23 protein-coding genes are annotated in these 19,918 nt (G+C 68.8%); 9 read left to right on the top strand and 14 right to left on the bottom strand.

Translation table 11 applies throughout. The features are described from left to right. Positions 1-170 precede the first annotated feature (170 nt). Positions 171-842, top strand: coding sequence for a GntR family transcriptional regulator (locus ACWGCN_RS14860; protein ID WP_378988965.1), 672 nt, complete (start codon positions 171-173; stop codon positions 840-842). Positions 843-952: 110 nt separating this feature from the next. Next, positions 953-2,218: an amidohydrolase family protein gene (locus tag ACWGCN_RS14855; protein ID WP_452459555.1), complete on the top strand. Its 1,266-nt coding sequence runs from the start codon at positions 953-955 to the stop codon at positions 2,216-2,218. Positions 2,219-2,268: 50 nt separating this feature from the next. Here ACWGCN_RS14855 and ACWGCN_RS14850 read toward each other — a convergent pair whose 3' ends face one another. Genes ACWGCN_RS14850 through ACWGCN_RS14830 form a run of 5 tightly spaced genes read right to left on the bottom strand, consistent with a single transcriptional unit; the run spans position 2,269 to position 7,360 of the window. Continuing rightward, positions 2,269-3,075, bottom strand: a complete 807-nt coding sequence (locus tag ACWGCN_RS14850; RefSeq protein ID WP_452459554.1) for an ABC transporter ATP-binding protein — start codon at positions 3,073-3,075, stop codon at positions 2,269-2,271. A gap of 19 nt (positions 3,076-3,094) precedes the next feature. Beyond that, a complete protein-coding gene (locus tag ACWGCN_RS14845) occupies positions 3,095-3,964 on the bottom strand; it encodes an ABC transporter permease (protein ID WP_452459553.1) in 870 nt (289 codons plus the stop codon). Further along, positions 3,961-4,974: an ABC transporter substrate-binding protein gene (locus ACWGCN_RS14840; protein ID WP_452459552.1), complete on the bottom strand. Its 1,014-nt coding sequence runs from the start codon at positions 4,972-4,974 to the stop codon at positions 3,961-3,963. Before ACWGCN_RS14840 ends, ACWGCN_RS14845 begins: the two co-directional genes overlap by 4 nt. 14 nt (positions 4,975-4,988) lie before the next feature. Beyond that, positions 4,989-6,221, bottom strand: coding sequence for an amidase family protein (locus tag ACWGCN_RS14835; RefSeq protein ID WP_452459551.1), 1,233 nt, complete (start codon positions 6,219-6,221; stop codon positions 4,989-4,991). Then, complete coding sequence (locus tag ACWGCN_RS14830; protein ID WP_449966165.1) at positions 6,218-7,360, bottom strand: acetamidase/formamidase family protein; 1,143 nt, start codon at positions 7,358-7,360, stop codon at positions 6,218-6,220. The genes ACWGCN_RS14835 and ACWGCN_RS14830 overlap by 4 nt, the downstream gene beginning before the upstream one ends. Positions 7,361-7,559: 199 nt before the next feature. On the opposite strand from ACWGCN_RS14830, the gene ACWGCN_RS14825 reads away from it, so the two are divergent. Continuing rightward, a complete protein-coding gene (locus ACWGCN_RS14825; protein ID WP_452459550.1) occupies positions 7,560-8,252 on the top strand; it encodes a FadR/GntR family transcriptional regulator in 693 nt (230 codons plus the stop codon). Positions 8,253-8,295: 43 nt separating this feature from the next. Here the strand turns inward: ACWGCN_RS14825 and ACWGCN_RS14820 are convergent, their stop codons facing one another. Further along, entirely contained in the window at positions 8,296-8,805 is a 510-nt protein-coding gene (locus tag ACWGCN_RS14820; RefSeq protein WP_452459549.1) for an O-acetyl-ADP-ribose deacetylase, read from the bottom strand. Positions 8,806-8,896: 91 nt separating this feature from the next. Here ACWGCN_RS14820 and ACWGCN_RS14815 point away from each other — a divergent pair, with 91 nt between their 5' ends. Next, positions 8,897-9,397, top strand: a complete 501-nt coding sequence (locus tag ACWGCN_RS14815) for an SRPBCC domain-containing protein (RefSeq protein WP_452459548.1) — start codon at positions 8,897-8,899, stop codon at positions 9,395-9,397. Between the two features lie 59 nt (positions 9,398-9,456). Here the strand turns inward: ACWGCN_RS14815 and ACWGCN_RS14810 are convergent, their stop codons facing one another. The 3 genes from ACWGCN_RS14810 to ACWGCN_RS14800 all read right to left on the bottom strand — a co-directional run bounded on the left by ACWGCN_RS14810 (position 9,457) and on the right by ACWGCN_RS14800 (position 11,791). Beyond that, a complete protein-coding gene (locus ACWGCN_RS14810; protein ID WP_378988955.1) occupies positions 9,457-10,212 on the bottom strand; it encodes a YebC/PmpR family DNA-binding transcriptional regulator in 756 nt (251 codons plus the stop codon). Positions 10,213-10,304: 92 nt separating this feature from the next. Then, complete coding sequence (gene pdxT, locus ACWGCN_RS14805) at positions 10,305-10,925, bottom strand: pyridoxal 5'-phosphate synthase glutaminase subunit PdxT (RefSeq protein WP_378988954.1); 621 nt, start codon at positions 10,923-10,925, stop codon at positions 10,305-10,307. A 44-nt stretch (positions 10,926-10,969) separates the two neighbouring features. Next, the gene (locus ACWGCN_RS14800; RefSeq protein WP_378988953.1) at positions 10,970-11,791 is read right to left on the bottom strand and encodes an acyl-CoA thioesterase; all 822 of its coding nucleotides are present in this window, start codon (positions 11,789-11,791) and stop codon (positions 10,970-10,972) included. A 79-nt stretch (positions 11,792-11,870) separates the two neighbouring features. Between ACWGCN_RS14800 and ACWGCN_RS14795 the strand changes: the two genes are divergently transcribed. Beyond that, on the top strand, positions 11,871-12,479 hold the full coding sequence (locus tag ACWGCN_RS14795) for a nucleoside/nucleotide kinase family protein (RefSeq protein ID WP_387442755.1): 609 nt from the start codon (positions 11,871-11,873) through the stop codon (positions 12,477-12,479). Between the two features lie 74 nt (positions 12,480-12,553). On the opposite strand, the gene ACWGCN_RS14790 is transcribed toward ACWGCN_RS14795, so the two are convergent. From ACWGCN_RS14790 to ACWGCN_RS14780, 3 genes are all read right to left on the bottom strand, one after another. Next, positions 12,554-13,051 (bottom strand): hypothetical protein, encoded by a 498-nt coding sequence (locus tag ACWGCN_RS14790; RefSeq protein ID WP_378988951.1) that lies wholly within the window; start codon positions 13,049-13,051, stop codon positions 12,554-12,556. 176 nt (positions 13,052-13,227) lie between these two features. After that, the gene (locus ACWGCN_RS14785) at positions 13,228-14,016 is read right to left on the bottom strand and encodes an inositol monophosphatase family protein (RefSeq protein WP_378988950.1); all 789 of its coding nucleotides are present in this window, start codon (positions 14,014-14,016) and stop codon (positions 13,228-13,230) included. A 101-nt stretch (positions 14,017-14,117) separates the two neighbouring features. After that, entirely contained in the window at positions 14,118-14,852 is a 735-nt protein-coding gene (locus ACWGCN_RS14780) for a sulfite exporter TauE/SafE family protein (RefSeq protein ID WP_378988949.1), read from the bottom strand. Positions 14,853-14,978: 126 nt separating this feature from the next. On the opposite strand from ACWGCN_RS14780, the gene ACWGCN_RS14775 reads away from it, so the two are divergent. Beyond that, positions 14,979-15,776 (top strand): hypothetical protein, encoded by a 798-nt coding sequence (locus tag ACWGCN_RS14775; protein ID WP_379313414.1) that lies wholly within the window; start codon positions 14,979-14,981, stop codon positions 15,774-15,776. 19 nt (positions 15,777-15,795) lie between these two features. On the opposite strand, the gene ACWGCN_RS14770 is transcribed toward ACWGCN_RS14775, so the two are convergent. Further along, positions 15,796-16,413, bottom strand: a complete 618-nt coding sequence (locus ACWGCN_RS14770; protein ID WP_452459547.1) for a hypothetical protein — start codon at positions 16,411-16,413, stop codon at positions 15,796-15,798. 139 nt (positions 16,414-16,552) lie between these two features. On the opposite strand from ACWGCN_RS14770, the gene ACWGCN_RS14765 reads away from it, so the two are divergent. Continuing rightward, a complete protein-coding gene (locus ACWGCN_RS14765) occupies positions 16,553-17,716 on the top strand; it encodes a sensor histidine kinase (RefSeq protein ID WP_452459546.1) in 1,164 nt (387 codons plus the stop codon). After that, positions 17,713-18,363, top strand: coding sequence for a response regulator (locus ACWGCN_RS14760; RefSeq protein ID WP_379313418.1), 651 nt, complete (start codon positions 17,713-17,715; stop codon positions 18,361-18,363). Before ACWGCN_RS14765 ends, ACWGCN_RS14760 begins: the two co-directional genes overlap by 4 nt. 17 nt (positions 18,364-18,380) lie before the next feature. Here ACWGCN_RS14760 and ACWGCN_RS14755 read toward each other — a convergent pair whose 3' ends face one another. Next, positions 18,381-18,953, bottom strand: coding sequence for a TetR/AcrR family transcriptional regulator (locus tag ACWGCN_RS14755; RefSeq protein WP_452459545.1), 573 nt, complete (start codon positions 18,951-18,953; stop codon positions 18,381-18,383). Positions 18,954-19,060: 107 nt separating this feature from the next. Between ACWGCN_RS14755 and ACWGCN_RS14750 the strand changes: the two genes are divergently transcribed. Next, entirely contained in the window at positions 19,061-19,888 is an 828-nt protein-coding gene (locus ACWGCN_RS14750; RefSeq protein WP_452459544.1) for an SDR family NAD(P)-dependent oxidoreductase, read from the top strand. The last annotated feature ends 30 nt before the right edge of the window (positions 19,889-19,918 follow it).

The following is a 19,918-nucleotide window of genomic DNA, read 5'->3' as shown; positions in this document are numbered from 1 at the left end:
ATACGACAGCGGTCGAGGGGTCGCGCCGAGCGATGTCACCGGCAGAACACCCGCCCGAATGCCGTAGATTCGGAGCAATCCTTCGAAGACCGGGCGCCGGTTCGTAGCCGACCGGCGCGCGGCTCCGCCATTCGACCGTTGGGGGCGACGTGAGCAGCACCGTCCGACGCATGACACCGCAGCAGGTGTGCCGCGCGATCCGCGACGACATCATCCGTGGCGATTTCCGCCCCGGGCAGCGCCTCACCGAGGACACTCTGGCCGAGCGATACGGTGTCTCCCGCGTGCCGGTCCGGGAAGCACTGCGGACGCTCGAAGCCGAGGGATTCGCCTGGTCGCGCCCCTACGCGGGGACCTTCGTCGCCGAGCTCACCGAGGCCGAGGCGGCCGATCTGCTCGAGATCAGGGCACTGCTGGAACCGATGTGCGCCGGTAGGGCCGCCGTGCGCCGTTCGCCCGAACAGCTGGGACGACTCAAGGAACTCACCTCGCTCGGCCAGGAAGCGGTGCGCGACGGCAGACTCGGCGAACTCGCCCGGCTCAACAGCCGCTTCCACGAGGTGCTCGCCGAGGCGTCGGGCAGCGCGCTACTCAGCCAGCTCATCACCCAGCTGAGCTGGAAGATCGCCTGGGTGTACGCGGTCGAACTCCCGCGGCGCGCCGAGGATTCCTGGCGCGAGCACGAGGAGATCTGCGCGGCGCTGGAGGCACAGGATCCCGACCGGGCGAGCGCGGTGGTCGCCGAGCACATTGCCCACGCCACCTCGGCTTATCGCCTGCGACCACGTGCCGGCGCCGAGACTGCGCCCGAGCCCGTTCCCCCGCCGGTACCTACGCCCTGAGTACCGCGCCTGCGCGCCGATGGCGTAACACAGGCGCAGCAATCGCCGCCATCACCCGAAACCTCAGCGTCGTATACAAACGTTGTCCCGTTCTGCGACTGGAGGTTTTCATGGTCGATCTGCTGCTGCGTCGCGCGTGTATCGCCGATGACGCCGACCCGGTCGATATCGCCGTCACCGAAGGCTTGATCACCGCGATCGGACCCGCCTTGCCTGATAGCGCGGCGACCGAGATCGATTGCGCGACAAGGGTCGTCATTCCCGGGCTCGTCGAATCCCATGTGCACCTGGACAAGGCTCTGCTCGATCGCCGGCGCAGCGCGCCCGACGGCACCCTCGCGAGCGCGATCGAGGTGACCGGCGAACTCAAACGGGGGTTCACCGCCGACGGGGTTCGCGACCGCGCGCGCCGGATTCTCGATCAGGCGATCACCCACGGCACCACCGCACTTCGCGCACACCCGGATGTCGATCCGATCGTCGGGCTACTCGGCGTCGAGGTGCTGTTGGGGCTGCGCGAGGAGTATCGCGACCTGATCGACCTCCAGATCGTCGCCTTTCCACAGGAGGGAATCCTGCGCGCACCCGGCACGCTGGAACTGCTCCGCGCAGCGCTGCGTCTGGGCGCCGATGTCATCGGCGGATGCTCCTACAATGAAGCCGACGTCGCCGACTGCCGCCGCCACGTGGACCTGGTCTTCGAACTGGCCGCCGAATTCGGCGTCTCCGTCGACATCCACGCCGACTTCGCCGACGACGCCACCGACCCCCGCTTCGCGATGGCCGACTACATCGCCGAGGCCACCCAGCGCTCCGGTCTGCGCGGCCGGGTCGCCCTCGGCCACGTCACCTCCTTGGCTGCCCGTCCCCCGCGCGAACGACAGGCGACCATGGCCCACCTCGCCCAGGCAGGCGTCGCCGTGGTTCCGCTGCCCGCCACCGACATGCACCTCGGCGGGCGAGGCGATCAGGCCGCGGTGCGCCGTGGCGTCGCACCGGTCCGTGAACTGTGGGCCGCCGGTGTGACAACCGCGTACTCCTCCAACAACATTCGCAATGCGTTCACCCCCTACGGCAACGCCGATCTCCTCGACATCGGCCTGTTCCTCGCCCAGACCGGGCATCTGTCCGGCGACACCGACCTGCGCCGCGTCCTCGACATGGCCATTACCGACGCGGCCAGGGTGCTCGGCATCGCCGAGCACCACGGCCTGCGCGTCGGCGCCCGAGCCGATCTGGTCGTCCTCGGCACACATCGCCTCGCCGACGCCCTGCTCGATCGCCCCGACCGCTGCTACGTCATCAAGGCAGGCCGAATCATCGCCCGCACCACACGCGTCACCGAAATCCTCGCCCCCGCTGCCCACGCACGCTGATCCGGCGCTCGACGGACCGACTTCGCCCGTGGGGCATCCGCTGCGTCGGCTCAGGCCGCGCTGTGGTTGCCGCGGTGGACGAGGGCGTCGATGCGCCGTTTGAAGGCATTGAATTCCGGTGTGGTGGAGTCGCGTTCGCCGGGCAGGTCGATCTCGACGATCTCGCGCACATGGCCCGCGTTGCCGTGGGCCGCACCACCGGCCATCACCACGACACGGTCGGCCAGGTAGACCGCCTCGTCGATGCTGTGGGTGACGAACACGACGGTCACCGCGGTCTCGTGGTGGATGCGTTTCAGCTCGGCCTGCATGTCCGTGCGGGTGAGGGCGTCGAGTGCGCCGAACGGCTCGTCCATCAGCAGCACCGCGGGACTGTTCGCCAGCACTCTGGCGATCGCCACGCGCTGCTGCATGCCACCGGAGAGCTGGTGCGGGAACGACTCGCGCACCCGGGACAGGCCGACGGTATCGAGCCATCGGTCGGTGATCTCACGGATGTCGGGCCGGGCCATTCTGGCCTGTTTCGGTCCGTAGGCGATGTTCTCGGCGACCGTGAGCCAGGGGAACAGCCCGTAGTCCTGGAACACCACACCGCGCTCGGGACCCGCCCCGCTCACCGGTTCGTCGGCGACGGTGACCGTGCCCTTGGAACCTGTCTCCAAACCGGCGAGAATCCGCAGCAGCGTGGACTTTCCGCAGCCGCTGGCGCCGACCACGCAGACGAATTCACCTGCCGCGATGTCCAGTTCGACGCCGTCGACGGCGAATCCGGCTGCACCGGCATATCGCTTACCGAGCCCGTCGACGACGATGCGCGCGGGGCGCTGCGGGCGGCGGCGGGTGGAGTAGATCTTCATGAGGGTCCTGTCTGCTCGATCACGGTAGGAGCGGCCTACGGCCCGCCAACAGCCTCACCAGCAGCATCAGCAACCGGTCGGCGACGAATCCGGCCAATCCGATCACGATCATCACCGCGATGATCAGGTCGGTGCGTGACTGTTCTCTGGCCTGGGTGACCAACGCCCCCAAGCCGATTCGGATACCGACCGTCTCGCCGACGACGAGGATCACCCACGACAGGCCGAGCGCGATCCGCAGACCGGAGACGATGCTCGGCACGGCGGCGGGCAGCACCACCTTGTACAGCGTGTGCGCGGGTCGGGTGCCCAGCATCGCGGCGGCCTCGAGCAGCCGGTCCGGTACCGCCCGCACCCCGGCGATCGTGTTCAGCAGGATCGAGAACACCGCGGCGAGGAACACCAGGAAGATCGTGGAGCGGTCACCGAAGCCGATGATCAGCAGTGACAGCGGCGCCCACGCGGTCACCGGGATCGGGCGGACCAGGTTGACGGTCGGTTCGAGCATCCGGTAGACCAGCCGGGAGCGACCCATCACGATGCCGAGCGGGATCGCGACGGCGGCCGCGAACAAGAACCCCTGCACCACCCGCAGCGTGCTCGCGTACAGGTGCAACCACAGGGTGCCGCTGTAGGTGTCGCCGATGACGCCGCCGAACGCGAGGTCGGCCAGGCGCCGCGCCACCTCGTACGGTTTCGGCAGGAATTGCATCTGGATACCGAACGGCAGCGTCCACGCGCCGTCGACACCACGATCCCACAGCAGCCCGAGCAGCAGCGGGACCGGCAGGGCCCACAGCACTGTCAGCACCCGGTCGGGAAGCCGCCGTCGACGCGTGGGCGGCGCCTCGGTGGTGCGGACGACCGGTGGTGCGTCGAGCGCTGTCATCGCCCGATACCCGCGGGGGTCAGGAACCCGGTGTCGAACACCTTCGCCATATCGGGTGCCTTGGACAGCTGGTCGAAGGCCCGCATCTGCTCGGCGAGGGCGACCACCCGGCCGCAATACTCGTCACCGAGTTCCCACCGCAACCAGACGTTCTTCGTCGCGGTGTCGACGATCGTGCGGTCGAGGCCGAAGGTGTCGACGAGCCCGTCGACCCAGGCGCTGTGATCGCCCTTCATGTACTCGATCGCCTGGACGAAGCTGCGCACGGTTTGCTGTACCCGGTCGCGATCCTGGTCGATCAGCGCGCCCCTGGTACCGAAGACGATGTTCACCGCGCCGATCGCGGTGTCGTACGGCGAGACGATCGGATGCGCGCCGACCCCCATGACGATCGACGGTGCGGTCTCGGCGCTCAGGAACGCGTCGATCTGGCCGGACTTGTAGGCGTTGGCCATGTCCGAGTAGGAAAGGTTGACCAACTGCACGTCGGTGGCCGGGTCGAGGCCGTGCGCGGTCAAGGTGAGCCGCAGCAGGATCTCCTGCGACGAGCCCTGCGGGAATCCGATCTTCTTGCCGCGCAGCCCGTTCACCGTGGTGATCTCCGGCTTGCCGACGAACGCCGACCCGCCGTCAGCGGCCGAGGCGACGATCTTCACATCCTGACCCGCGGCACTGCCCGCCAGAATCGACGGCGCGCCGAGCACTCCGAAATCGATAGCACCCGAGGCGATCGCGTTCTTGATATCGGGTGAATTCTCGAACAGCACGATCTCGTAGGTCGTGCCCGCGGGGGCGAAACGCTGCATGAAGTAGGGCGCGTAGAGATGCGGCTGCCCCCGCAGGGTGCCGATTCGCACCGATGCCGGGTCGCTGCCGCCGCCCGGTGTCGATACGCAGGCGGTCAGGCCCGTGACGATGAGCAAGGCCGCGATCACGGCCGAGAGAACCCGGCGCAGTGGGCGATTCATCGGTGCAGCGGTGGCGGTCCACGGCATGTCGGAGGCAGGCATTGCGGGTCCATTTCTCATAGGTTCGCCAGTCGGGCGGCGCACTGGGTAGCGAGGACGATGAGGGCGCGGTCGGAGTTCGCGGCGCCGATCAGGCACAGCCCGGCGGGCAGGCTGCGGCGGTTCGGCAACGGCAGCGTGACGGCGGGCAGCCCGGCGATCGACGCCAGGCAGGTCAGCCGCAGAGTCGCGTGGCGGACGGCGTCGCGCGTACGCCGGTCAGCCGCTCGCGGCGGCGGCGGTCCCGCCGTGGTCGGCAGCACCAGCGCCCGGTCGCCGAGGATGTCGCGGATCCGCGCAGCGGCCTCGGCGACGACTGTCCGCGCGGCCGCGGCCTCCTCGGCGGTCACCGTTGCGGCCCAGGCGAATCGCTCGCGCACGTCGGGTTCGAGCGCGTCGGGATGCGCGGTCAGCCAGTCGCCGTGCCCTGCCCATGCTTCGAACGCCTGCACCGCGCGAAACGCGGAGAACCAGCGATCGAGGTCGGCCCGCAGGGTGATCCGTCGAGCGCCGAGTTCTTCGGAGGCCCGCGCACACTGCTCGGCGATCTCGGGCTCTGCCGCCGCACACAACGTGGGATCGACGACCAGGTCCGTGTTCGAGAACCCGGACCCGTCTGGCCGGGGTACAGCAGGATGGGCGAACACGCTGTCGGCCACCGCGAGCAGGGTCGCGGCGTCGCGGGTGAGCCATCCGATGGTGTCGAACGACGGGGCCAGCGGGAGGAGGCCGGTGGTGTCGAGACCGGCGTGCGTAGTCCTGATGCCCCAGAGTCCTTGGTACGAGCCGGGAACCCGGATCGAGCCCGCGGTGTCGGTGCCGAGGCCGATGGATACCTCGCCGCGGGCGACCGCGACGGCGGGTCCGCTCGATGAACCACCCGGAACTCGCTGTGGTGCAACCGGATTGACCGGCATGCCGGTGCGCCCGTTGGCGCCGGTGATGCTATAGGCGAACTCGTCGGTCCTGGCGATGCCGATGACGGTGGCGCCCGCCGCGAGCAGGTCGGCGACGACCGCGGCGTGGCGGGACTCGGGAGTGCGCTCGGCGAGAAAGTCCTCCACACCTGCGCCGAGCGGGTGGCCGGCGACAGCGAACAGGTCTTTCACGGCCACCGTGTGCCCGGTGAGCGGGCCGGTCGAGGTCGCCCCCACCAACGGCGAACCGAGCTCGCGCCACACCGTGGTGTCCACGCCGCAACGCGCTCCCGCGCCGAACCGCGTCGCCGTCTCCCGCGCCGTCGCGGTCACCGCGCCCGCTCCAGGATGAAGCGGGCCAGATCGGTACCGGTGGTATGCGCGAAGTCGGCGACACGGATCTTGCCGTGTACCCCGCGGGTCAGATCGACGGCTTGCGAGATGGTGAAGTCGGCTGCGGCACTGAGGTAGAGGTAGGCGCTGCGCGGATCGGTGTCGAACAGCGCGCCGAGCAGGTCGACGGCGTTGCCCACACATAGCGACAGCGCGGTGTCCAGATCGGGATCGAGCCCGGTCGGGATGACGAGTCCGTGGCCTGCGGCGAACGGACCTGTACCCGACCCGATGTCGGTGACCTGTTCGGCCGCAACGACGTCGAGGGTCACGGTCGCCCGCAGCGGCGCCTCCAGGGCGGTGAGCGCCACCTCTCCGTCGCCCTGCGCGAAATGCGGATCGCCGACATAGAACAGCGCGTCGGGCACCTGCACCGGCAGGAACAAGGTAGCGCCGGGAGTGAGCAGTGTGACGTCGATATTGCCGCCGTGCGCGCCCGGTGGCACGGAGTGCGCCCGGTCCTCGGTGTCGGTGGCCACGCCCATGATGCCGAGGAACGGGGCGAGCGGGAAGCGCGCCCGGTGCGGGCTGCCCGGCCGGATCGGCATGGTGCCGAACCACTCGTCGTCGCGCCCGGTCACCGTGCAGAACTGACCGTACGAACCGTCGTGTGGTGTCCCGGCCAGCATGCCGCGGCCGTGCCGGGTCGAGATGACGCCGTAGGGCGCGCGCATGGCGAGGTGCTCGATCCGCACGGCGAGGAGATCGCCGGGCTCGGCGCCGTCGACGGCGATCGGACCGGTCACGATATGCGGGCCTGCTCCGTCCTCGCGGACGCGCCGGGCGACCACCTCGACGGTGTCGTCGAGTATCTGATCGCGGGCCACGCCGTGCCCGCGGAAGTAGGCGACCGGGTCCGAGCCCTGATCGTCGAGGATGCCCTCATGACTGATGGTGTCGATGACCACCCGCGTCCCCGGCGCGACGGTGGTGACCGGCGTATCGCCGCGTCGCGGCAGCCTGCCCCACAGCACCCGATCCGGATCGGCGGGGATATAGGTGGTCTCCGGTGTGATGCCGATGCCCTGCTGCAGCACCGGGAAAGCGGCGGCGATCTGGTCCCCGGCCAATGACGTCACAGTGGGTCCTCCGGTCTCCGCGACACTCGGTCGAACATTGGTCCGACCATCTGATGCGATAACGGTATTCCACTATCAACAGCCCTGCTACCGGGAGAAACGTGCGTAACCGAGGCTTTACACCCTGGCAATATCGGGCCGCCGGGCACCAGTCTTATATGATTGGCCGGACCAATCCGTGGGTGTCGAGAGGAGTTCGATGGCCGTCCCGCCGATCCCCCCGCTGCGCCGCCGCACCGGCAGCGTCAGCGCCGAAGTCGCCGCTCACCTGGAGCGGCTGATCATCGACGGCGCGCTGCGCGCGGGCGATCGCCTGCCGCCCGAACGCGAGCTCGCGACGCAGCTGAACGTGTCGCGGTCCTCGCTTCGCGAAGCCATGTTCGAGCTGGAATCCAAGAAGCTGGTCGACCGCAGGCAGGGCCGTGGCAGCACCGTCACCGATCTCCCCCGCGGCGCCGCCGAACTGCACGGCAGCCTCGCCGACCTCGACACCGAACTCGCCTACGCGACCGAACTGCGCGACCTGGTCGAACCCCGCATCGCCCAGCTCGCCGCCCTGCGCGCCGTCGAATCGAATCTGCTGTCGCTGCACGAGATCATCGACCGCTCCGACGAAGCCCTCGGCCCGGCGGAATCGATGGCCCTCGACATCGAATTCCACACGCTCCTGGCACATTCGGCCCAGAACCCGCTCCTGGTCACCCTCTGCACGATGACCACGGAATGGACCCGCCACACCCGAGTCCTCTCCCACCGCACTCCGCTCGGCCGCCGCGTCTCCCTCCAGGGTCACACCCAGATCCTGCGCGCCGTGGACCACCGAGACGGCCCCGCCGCCGCTGCCGCCATGGAACAACACCTGCGCGAGGTCCGCGAGATCAGCACCCGCTAGCGACCCACACGATCCGGGGAGCAGAACCTTCCCACGCCGTCGCTTACCCCACAGCGGTGGTGAAGACCTCCAGGGCACGATCGTCGAACAGAACGAACCGCACCTGCGTCACCTGCGTCTCGGCCGCGCGAACCGTCTCGACCGCGATCCGCGCGCCGTCATCCATCGGCCAGCCGAAGATACCGGTGGAGATCGCCGGGAACGCGACGGTCGCCGCTCCCAGTTCGTCTGCCACGCGCAGGGATTCGCGATAGCAGGAGGCGAGCAGCTCGGAGCGGTCCTCGGTGGCCGACCACACGGGGCCGACCGTGTGGATCACCCAGCGGGCGGGGAGCAGGCCCCCGGTGGTCGCCACCGCCTGGCCGGTACGCAGGCCTTTGCCGTAGTGCGAGGCGCGCAGGTCGCGACATTCCGACAGGATCTGCGGACCGCCCTTGCGGTGGATCGCCCCGTCGACGCCACCGCCGCCGAGCAGCGAGGAGTTCGCGGCGTTGACCACCGCGTCCACCTGCTGCTCGGTGATGTCGCCCCGGACCGTCTCGATTCGCGTCATGATCCTCATTGTGCCGGGGCGTCGACGTAGTCCACGGGTACGGTCGAGTGAGCAGGCATGGTCGGTCCGTCCGAGGCGAGGAGAACCACGCATGGCCATACCCACCGGTGACATCGTCACGACGCCCGACGGGCGGGACCTGGTGATCACCAGGTCGCTGGGGTTGCCGATCGAGGAGGTGTGGGCACGGTTGACCGATCCGCATCTGACCTCGGGGTGGTACGGCACCTGGGAGGGCGAGTCGGGGACCGGCAACACCATCCGGGTGCAGATGCGCTTCGAGGAGGGTGAACCGTGGTCGGCGATGCGCATCGACGACTGCACCCCACCGATCCACCTCGGCGTCTCCTCGACCGACCAGATCGGCCTGTGGCGGCTCGAGGTGACGTTGCTCGACACCGGCGCGGCCACCGAACTGCGCCTGGTCCACCATCTGACGTCGGAATATCAGCTGGCGGAGATCCCGCAGATCGGTCCGGGGTGGGAGTACTACGCGGACATGTTCGTCGCGGCCTGCACGCACACCGAACGACCGGATTTCGCCGACTACTACCCGTCGATGTCGGGCTACTACCAGCAGCGCGCGTCCTAGCCGAAACGTGAACCGCCCCGGCCGAATTCACGACCGGGGCGGGTTCGACGGACAACGATCTACTCGTCGTCGAGTTCCGCGGCGACCTCGTCGGAGATGTCGACGTTGGTGTACACGTTCTGCACATCGTCGCTGTCTTCGAGCGCGTCGACCAGCTTGAACACCTTGCGCGCACCGTCGGCGTCGACCGCGACCGACACCGACGCCTGGAAACCGGACTCGGCGGAGTCGTAGTCGATGTTCGCGGCCTGCAGGGCCGAGCGCACCGCGATCAGATCGCCGGGCTCGGAGATGATCTCGAAGACGTCGCCGTGGTCGTTGACGTCTTCGGCGCCCGCGTCGAGCACCGTCTCGAGGACGTCGTCCTCGGACAGGCCGTTCTTCTCGAGCGTCACCACGCCCTTGCGGGCGAACAGGTACGACACCGAACCCGGGTCGGCCATGTTGCCGCCGTTGCGGGTCATCGCCAGCCGGACCTCGCCCGCGGCGCGGTTGCGGTTGTCGGTGAGGCACTCGATCAGCACGGCCACACCGTTGGGCCCGTAGCCCTCGTACATGATCGTCTGCCAGTCGGCGCCGCCGGCCTCTTCACCACCACCGCGCTTGCGGGCGCGCTCGATGTTGTCGTTGGGGACCGATGTCTTCTTCGCCTTCTGGATGGCGTCGAACAGCGTCGGATTGCCCGCAGGGTCACTACCACCAGTGCGGGCCGCCACCTCGATGTTCTTGATCAGCTTGGCGAAGAGTTTGCCGCGCTTGGCGTCGATTCCCGCCTTCTTGTGCTTGGTGGTGGCCCATTTGGAGTGGCCGCTCATGCCCTACTTCCTTCAAGTCGGTTGCGCGTCTGCCCGGGCGGACAAGCTCGATCCAGCCTACTCACCGTCCACCACGCCCGCCGACGCGGGCTTTATCGCGCAGCCCGAACCAGGTCGACGAACAGTTCGTGCACCCGAAGATCGCCGGTCACCTCGGGATGGAAGGAGGTCGCCACCACGTTGCCCTGCCTGGCAGCGACGATGCGGCCCTCGGCGGGGCCGTGCGGCACCCGCGCCAGCACCTCGACGCCGTCGCCCACCCGCTCCACCCACGGCGCGCGAATGAACACCGCGCGCACGGGCGTGTCGAGACCGGTGAAGTCCAGGTCGGTCTCGAAGGAATCGACCTGCCGACCGAACGCGTTGCGCCGCACCGTCATATCGATGCCGGACAGGTGCTGGGCGTCGGCCCTGGTGTCGAGGACCTCCGAGGCGAGCAGGATCATGCCCGCGCACGACCCGAACGCGGGCAGCCCGTCGCGCAGCCGCGCCCGCAACGGTTCCAGCAGGTCGAATGCCTGCAACAGCTTGGAGATCGCGGTCGACTCGCCACCGGGCAGCACCAGCCCGTCGACCGCGGCCAGCTCCGCCTCGCGCCGCACCAGCACCGGATCGGCCCCGCAGTGCTCCAGCGCGGCAACGTGTTCACGCACGTCACCCTGTAGCGCGAGGACACCGATGGTCGGCCGGGTGGGGGTCGAGGTTGCGTTCACAGCCGTTGAGCTTACGAGCGCGCCCGATGTGGGCCCGCTCACGCTCACTTCTGGCGCGGCGTGCGGATCAGACCTTCCTGGACGACAGCGGCGACCAGGTTGCCCTCGCGGTCCCAGATCTTGCCGCCGGTCAGCGCGCGACCGAAACCGGCCGAGGGTGAGGACTGGTCGTAGAGCAGCCATTCGTCGGCACGGAACGGGCGCAGGAACCACATGGCGTGGTCGAGCGACGCGTTCTGGGTCGGTTCGTCGGGGTGGATCACCTTCGACGAGCCGAGCAGCGTCATATCGCTCATGTAGGCCAGCGTGCAGACGTGGAACATCGGGTCGTCGGGCAGCGGGTGCCGGTACCGGAACCACACCTGCTGGGGTGAGACCGCGCCGTCGCGCGCGACGACCTGATCCTGTGGGACCGTGCGGATGTCCCAGTGCTCCCATTCACGCATGGCCCACAGCCGCTCGGGGGTCATGGTCACGCTGGCATCGGGCAGGTCGTCGGGACCGTCGACCGAGGGCATCACGTCCTGGTGTTCGGGCCCTTCGTCACCGTGATGGAACGAGGCCGACATCGTGAATATCGCCTGTCCGTCCTGCACGCCGGTGACCCGCCGCGTACAGAACGACCGGCCGTCGCGGATGCGTTCCACCAGGTAGACGGTGGGTTCCTCCGGATTGCCCGGTCGCAGGAAGTAGCCGTGCAGAGAATGCACCTGGAAGCTGCGATCGACGGTGCGGACCGCCGAGACCAGCGCCTGCCCGGCCACCTGACCGCCGAAGGTGCGCGGTAGCTGAGACTCCGTGGAAGCACCGCGGAAGATGTCGCGCTCCAGTCGCTCGATCGCGAGCGCCTCTTCGATTGTCGCCATGCGCTCGAGATTATCGCCTTGCCGACCGGGCGGTATGTCCGGCTCTGCACAGCGGCCCGGAATTTGCTGAGATGGTCCGGTGCCGACGTTCACTCCCACCTCTCCCGCCGCCCTCGCCCGGCTCGTCGCCGACCGGCTCGTCGAGCTGCCGGGGCGACGGGTGCTCGCGGTCGACGGCGCCGACGCGGCCGCCCCGGTGGAACTGGGCCGCCGGATCGTGGACACGCTCACCGACCGGGGGCGATCGGCGGCGGTGGTGTCGGTGCACGACTTCGTGCGACCCGCGTCGCTCCGCATGGAATACGGGCGCGATGACGAATGGTCTTATCGCACAGCATGGTTCGACTACGAGGCCATGCGCCGCGAGATCCTCGACGTGCTCCGCACCGAAGGGCGCTGGTTGCCCGCGCTGTGGGACGAGGAGCGGGACAGGTCTGCGCGGGCGGCGATTCGGCCCGCGCAGGCCGATCTGGTGCTGGTGCTCGCGGGGCCGATGCTGCTCGGTCGCGGTCTGGATTTCGATCTCGCGATCCGCCTGGAACTGAGTGAGCAGGCGGCGCTGCGGCGCACCCCCGCCGAGCAGCGATGGACGCTGCCCGCTGTGCGCGATCACACTGCCGACAATCCCGAGGAAGCGACCTGGACCGTTCGCTGGGATCACCCCGATCGGGCGGCACTTCGCCGCTGACAGCACGGGAGCCGAAACAGCCCGGATACGCGAAAGCCCCGTCCGACAGACGAACGGGGCTCGAGCGACGACGATCAGGCGCAGGCGACCGAGGTCTGACCCAGGTTGGTCAGCATGCCGCAGGCCCACGACTTCTGGACCTTCCACTTGCCCGCTTCGGCCACGAACGGCACGTCGACGACATTGGTCTGGCCGTTGACGGTGAAGTTGGCCTTGGCGTTGACGCTGTCACCGAAGGAAGTCACCTCGGTCACCTGGACCTGGACGTTGTTGTCCTGGACGGCCTGTGCCAGGCGGTTCGGCAGCTCGGGGTCTGCCTCGATGCCCTGCACGAAGTCCAGCTTCTGGTCGTTGGGGACCGCCGGATCCAGTGCGGTGGTGAGCTGCGCGTTGAGCTGTTCGACCGTCGGCACCGCCGGCAGGTCCGCGGTTGCCGAACCCTGAGCCTTGGCACTGGTGGTGGTCTTGGGCGCGGGCTTGTCGCCCTTGTCGTCACTGCACGCACTCAGGCCGAGCGCGGCGACCACAGCCAATCCTGCGATCGCGACTCGTCCGGTCCTACGAAACTTCATCCACTCGTCCTTACGTCGGGTCGGAATCTCGCCCTCTGGGCGACGGCGGAGGACCGGCGCCACACAGCGCAGGCCTCGATGCCACGGCGAGGACGCTACCCAGTGATGTTGAGGAAACTCTGAGACACAGACAACCGGGGGCTGTGAGATGCGCCCGATTGTGATGCACCCCAGCGTCACCCGGCGCGCAGACCCACCACCGCCTCGACCAGCCGCGCATGGGTCGGCGCGTCCGCTGCCGCGATGAGCCCGTGTGGCGCGGTGTGCAGCGGTTGCCCGGCGAGACCGGTAACCACGCAGCCAGCCGCCTGACACACCGCGATCGCGCTGCTGAAATGCACGCTGTCGCGGAGATCGCCGCCGGTGATGTAGGCGGCGCGACGCCCGGCCGCCACCCAGACAAGGGCTAACGAGGTCGATAGGACCCGCGGATGGAACTCTCCCGCAAAGCCTTCGGCGTCGAAGAGCCGCGCCGGGGTCGACCAGGGGAACGGGTGGTCGAGGTCGACATCGACGAGATGGCTTCCCGAGTGCGGGCGCAACGGCTCGTCGCGGCCCTCGGTGCGCAGGAACGCGCCCTGCCCCGCCGTCCAGAACACTTCGTCGGCGAACGGGTCGGCGGTCGCCGCCACTGTCACGGCGTCGCCGTCGCGCAGCGCGACGTTGACCGCCACGAACGCGGTGTCGACGGCGAAATTCCTGGTGCCACAGAGTGGATCGACAAACCACGTCCGATCGCTGCGGGCAGAGCCGGTGACGCCCGATTCCTCGGCGACGAACCGGTCGCCCGGACATTCGGTCGCGAGGACGTCGAGGATGGCTTTCTCGGCCGCGATATCGGCCTGCGTGGCGAAATCGTCGCCCTGTTTGGCGTAGCGAGTGAGCGGGCCGTGGAAGGCCGACCGGATCACCGCCGAAGCGACTTCTGTTGCGTGGATTGCGATTTCACTATCTGAGTGGTGCACCGTCTCCAGGCTACGGACCGTGTCGCCGCCCGGCAGGCGAACAGCGGTCTGATCGGCCCGGACACGCAGCGCGCACGGCCCGAGCCAACGCGGAGGTACGCCTATCGGGCCAGATACACGGCGAGCCCGAGTCCGCCGATACCGACGGTCACCCGCAACACACTCGGCGGAATCACTTTCACCACCGGCGGACCACACCAGCCACCTGCCAGCGCACCCGCGCCGAGGGCCAGCGCCGCGCCCCAGTGCACCGGTCCGAAGGCCGCGAAGCCGACCGCGGCGACGAGGTTCGCGATGCCGAGCAGGAAGCTCTTGAGAATCGACGCGCTCCAGATGGATTCGGCGGTGCACAGCATCATCATCGACAGGTAGATCACGCCCGCGCCCGCGCCGAAGTATCCGCCGTACACGGAGGTGAGCAGGATGCCGACCGGCACAATCCAGGGCGCGCTGAGCTCGCCGATATGGTGGCGCACCAGTGGTTGCACCAACAGCGCGATCGACGCCATCGCCACCAGGAACGGCACGACCACCTCGAACGCGCCGTCCGGAGCGACCAGCAGCGCGAGCGCGCCGAGCAGCCCGCCCACGGCCGCCAGCACCGCCCAGCGCACCAGCGTGGGCCCTCGGCCGACGAGTTCACGCCCGGAATTCGCGGTCGCCCCGACACCGACGGCGACCATGGCGACCGTGTTGGTGACATTGGCCGCGACGGGCGGCAGACCGGCGGCCAGCAGCGCCGGATAGGAGACGATCGAGGCCATCCCGGTGACGAAACCGATCAAGCCGGTGAAGAATCCCGCGACGACCAGCAAGGAGAAGTCGAGCGCGGTCACGGACCGACTGTACGGTATGCCCAGTTGGCAGCAATTCCTGGGCCAACCGATACCGAGCCCACATCGCCCACCTGCGCCGGGATCACTCCGACGCGCCGAAGGCCGTGCCAGGATGTCGGAGTGCAGATGACGACTTTCGAGCCGGGCGAACCACCCGTTCGACGTAACCGGCTGGACTCCAACACCGTTGCCCGCCTCGACGACGTCACCACCTTCGCCCAGCTGCTCGACGCGTTAGAGCTGGTCCGCATGGATCATCCCGATGCCAGGATCCTCTGCACGCTCGACGATCTCGGCCAGTGCGCCTACACGAGCATGCACGCCACGCTCGGACTCGTCGAAGGCGAGGGCGGGGTCGTCCACGACGACCCGGACGACCCCGCCGCCACCCACCACGCCGAGAACGCCACGGTCTCGCGCATCGCCGCGCTGCTGGACAACCCGTCCGCCCGCGTTCCGTGGGACGCGCTGCGCGACACCCGCAACGCGTCCGAGGACGAACTCGCCGCGCTCGTCGCCGCCAACCGTTCCCCCGACCGTGTGGTCGACGACGTCGTGCTGATCCAGCGGGTCCCGGTGGACCGTGACGACCTCGCCATCGCCGGTATCCCCAACGGGTACTTCGCCGACGACTGGAGCACCTACGACAACCACACTGTCATCCGCCGCATGGCCACCCACGGCTACCGCCACATCGCCATCGGCGCTTCCCTGCTCGCCTTCGCCCGCCCCACCGCCCCCACCCCCGAGCAAGCCGCTGCCCTGGTCACCGACCTGACCCACCTCTACGGCTCCCCCACCGCCATCGCCTGGCACGAGCTGGCCGTTCTCCTGCCCACCCAGCGCCAGCTCATCCTCGGCTACGCCGAGAACTTCGCCGACGCCCTCACCGCCGATACCGAGGGCGCGGCGGGCCAGCCGTAGGCCGCGGCCCCTGGTAGCGCTATCGCACCGGATCGGGTGTCGACGGCTGCCACGCGCGAGCGGTAGCCGCCGGGGCGACCGTCACGCTCGACCACACCGCCCAGGCCAGCCACACCATGCCGAATCCGGCCGCGATGTGTCCGACGCGCACCAGCGTCGCCGGGAGCAGGAAGGTGAGGCAGAGCACGGACAGGCCCGCGGTGTAGAGGATGGCCGCGCCGCGCGGGACCGCCGCGCTACGCAGCAGCGCTGTGCCGAACAGCAACGTTCCACTCAGCGCGATGACCGCGGTGGCGAGGAAAGCGAATTCGGCCGGGCTGGTGAGCAATTCGTCGACCACCGGCTTGTCCAGATACACCAGCACGAAGTTCATGGCGAAGGCGATACCCGCGAAATAGCCGAAGCCGAGGAATTGCACGACGAAGGCGAGTGCGCCGAAGCGGCCGAGACGCTGGTGCAGCAGCGCGTACAACGCCACCAGCAGTCCGATCCCGAAGGGGACGGCCGCCCCGTTGAGAACCTGGGTGAGCGGTATCTTGCCCGCGGCGATCAGTTCGATCGCGCCCGCCGCCGCGATCGCTCCGCCGCAGACGAAGCCGGAGATGCCGCCCAGTCGCAGTAGTGCTCGTGTGTCCATGTCGAAATCCCTTCTCGATGTCGAGTTCGACGGTAGGAATCCGGTGGTCACGGCGGTAAGTGCCGGGCGACCCATGACCTTCGGCCAAAATTGCCCCGCGACCGTGGCCGTGCGACGAATCCGGCCATACGCTCAGCGAATGCATCGACCGCGCGCACTGACCTGGGTGGCGTGCTTCCTCTACGTCTCCGTGCTGGTCGCCGGGCTCGCCGTCGCCTCGACCGGACCTGTCGACCCTGCCCGGTCCAGCGCGTTCGCCGGGACCCTCCTGCTCGCGGGAGGGCTCGAGATCGCCGCAGGGAGGTTCACTGGGTCCAGGACCCTCGCGATCGCCGGGCTGGTCGTCCGCGCCGTCCTGTACACGGTGATCACCGTGCTCGACAGCAGCGGCAATGCGAAGGTCCTGTTCGTCTTGCTGCCGCTCACTGCCTATTTCACCGTCGGACACCGTGTCGCCTACACACTCGCCGGTGGCGGTCTACTCCTCGCCGGGATCATCGTCCTCGGGCGACCGGCGCTGCGAACGAATCCCGAAGCGCTCTCGGATCTGCTGATGTTCACGATCGGCGTCGTTTTCGCCCTCGCGATCGCGGTGATCGCCGAACGCGAGGAAACCGGGCGGCGGCGCGCGGAAACACTGCTCACCGAACTGTCCGACGCGCACGCCCGGCTCCGGGAATACGCCGACCAGGCAGTCTCCCTCGCGACCGTCGCCGAACGAACCCGGGTGGCCCGCGATATCCATGACAGCGTCGGCCACCATCTCGTGGTTACCGCGATCCAACTGGAGAAATCGGCCGCCTACCGGTCGTTGGACGCCGATATCGCCGACCGGGCGCTCGCCGAGGGGCGTCATTCCACGCGCCTGGCGCTCGACGAGGTACGGCGCGCGGTCGGCACCCTGCGCGCCGACGACACACAGTTCACCCTCGCCACCGCGTTGCGAGCGCTCGCGATCCGGCTCGACGACACCGGCTTCGCCGTGTCCCTCGACCTCACCGGCACCGAGGACGCCGTCGGCGAGCCTGTCCGCCTCGCCCTGTATCTCGCCGCGCAGGAAGCACTCACCAACGCGCGCCGCCATTCCGGCGCCACCGCGGTGGCGGTCCGGGTCGACCTGACACCGGCCACCGGCGTCCTCGACATCGCCGACAACGGAACAGGTTTCGCGCCGGGCACGGTCGAGGGGCAGGGGCTCACCGGAATGCGTGAACGGCTCGATCTGGTCGACGGCGAGGTGCGAATCACCTCCAGCACCACAGGAACTCGTCTGCTCGTCAGGATCCCGGTGGTGGCGCGATGATCGGACACGATGCCGGTATTCCTGCGCCGAAGGTCCGCGTGCTGATCGCCGACGATGAGCGTCTCGTCCGCGAAGGGATCGCCGCGCTGCTCGCCTTGCAGTCCGGTATCGACGTAGTCGGCACGGCCGAAAGTGGCGCCGAGGCAGTCGAATCGACTGGCGCGCTGACACCTGATGTGGTCCTGATGGACGTGCGGATGCCCGGAATGGACGGCGTCGAGGCAGCCGCTCTCGTGCGCGGCCGGGCGACGGTGCTGATGCTCACCACCTTCGACGACGACGGCTATATCGTCGCGGCCCTGCGCGCGGGCGCCTCCGGATACCTGCTCAAAGACCTCCCCGCCGCCGAACTCGCCCAGGCGATCCGCCTCGCGCACGCGGGCGTCGACCAGTACTCCGCCGCCGTCACCGCGCGCCTGGCCGCCATGGTCCGATCCCGCACACCACGCCCCACCGTCGAGCTCACCGGTCGCGAAACCGAGGTCCTTCGTCTGCTCGCCACCGGCGCCGCCAACCGCGAGATCGCCCGGTCCCTCTACCTCAGCGAGGGCACCGTCAAGAACCACATCTCGAGCATCCTGAACCGTCTCGGCGTGCGTGACCGCACCCAGGCCGCCATCTACGCACACGAGCAGGGCCTCCTCTGAAACGCCCGCGCCCGGGTTCAGGTCAGGGCGTTCACCATGCGCGCGGCGAGCACCCGGGTTCGGTCGAACGGCGCCGCGCTCACGGCGGGCGTGCCGATCACCGAGCGCAGCGCGCCGAGGCCGATCAGCAGGGCGCCGATCAGCTCCGCGCGTAGTTCCGCGTCGGGTCCGTCGAGCCGGTCGGCGAATTCACGCAGGTAGCCGTCGCAGAGTTGGGCGCGCAATTGATCGCGCACATCGTCGTGACCGGCCGATCGGAGCATGGCCAGGAGCGGGTGTTCGCCGCCGTAGCGCGACCAGTCCTGGTACACGACATCGTGGAGCAGGGCGTCGGCGATGCTGACGACCGGGCGGTGCGGATCGGCGGCCACTCCGGTGGGGATCTCCAGGTGCATCGCCTCGGCGTAGAGCCCCTTCTTGGAACCGAAGTAGCGCGACACCAAGGCGGGATCGACCCCGACCTCAGCGGCGATCTCGCGCAGTCCGGTGCCGTCGAAACCCTGCGCCGCGAAGCGGATTCGTGCGGCGTCGAGCAGCGCGGCGCGGGTGGCCGCGCGGTCGCGGCGACGGGGTTCGGCTTTCGGTTCCATGAAGTCATGCTAAGTCATCAGATGTTGACTTGGTGGCGCGTTCGTTTCTAGCCTCGACATATCGGCCGATGACACAGTCCAGAGTGATTCGAGGAGAACGGGATTCGATGCGCACATATGTCATCACCGGCGGCACCGACGGCATGGGCAAAGGGCTCGGCCTACATTTTCTGCGACGCGGCGACCGGGTGATCGCGATCGCCAGCGGCGCGACGAAAGGCGAGGCGTTCGGCCGGGCGGCCGCCGCGATCGGCGCAGGCGAGCGCGCGGTGTTCCTGCGAGCAGATCTGAGCACCCTGACGGGAATGCGGGACACTCTTGCCCGGGTCACCGCGCTGGCCGGTACCGTCGACGGCCTCGTCTTCGGCGCCCAGCGCTTCCGGCCACGGCGCGAGGTCACCGAGGACGGCACCGAGTTCACCTTCGCGCTGCACTACCTGAGCCGATTCGTTCTCGGACACGGTCTCGTCGATGCGCTGGAACGCGCGGATACCCCGGTCATCATGAACATCTGTGGCCCCGGCGGCTTTCCCGGCCGCATCCACTGGGACGACCTGACCCTGCGCGAGGGCTACACCGGCATGCGCGCCGCCATGCAGGCCTCACGCGCCAATGACCTGCTCGGCGTCGCCTTCCCGCACCGCCACCCGAACACCCGCACCCGCTACGTGCTCTACAACCCGATGATGGTGCGGACCGCGATGGCCGACCCGCTGCCCGCACCCCACCGGATACTGGCCAAGGCCGCCGGATTCGTTGTCGGCCGATCGGTCGATCAAGCGGTCCCGCCGATCGCCCAGCTCCTCGACGAGCCACCCGCCGATCAGGTGACCGCCTTCCGGCGCCGGACCCGGCTCCCCCTCACACGCAAGGACTTCGACCCGGACAACGCGATCCGCCTCGACACCCTGACCACCGAGCTCGTCCAGCGCTGAGTCGACGCACGAGAATGCCTCGGCGGGCGT

The sequence above is a fragment of the Nocardia sp. NPDC055050 genome, assembly GCF_053608345.1.
This window is presented reverse-complemented; position numbering and strand designations above follow the sequence as displayed.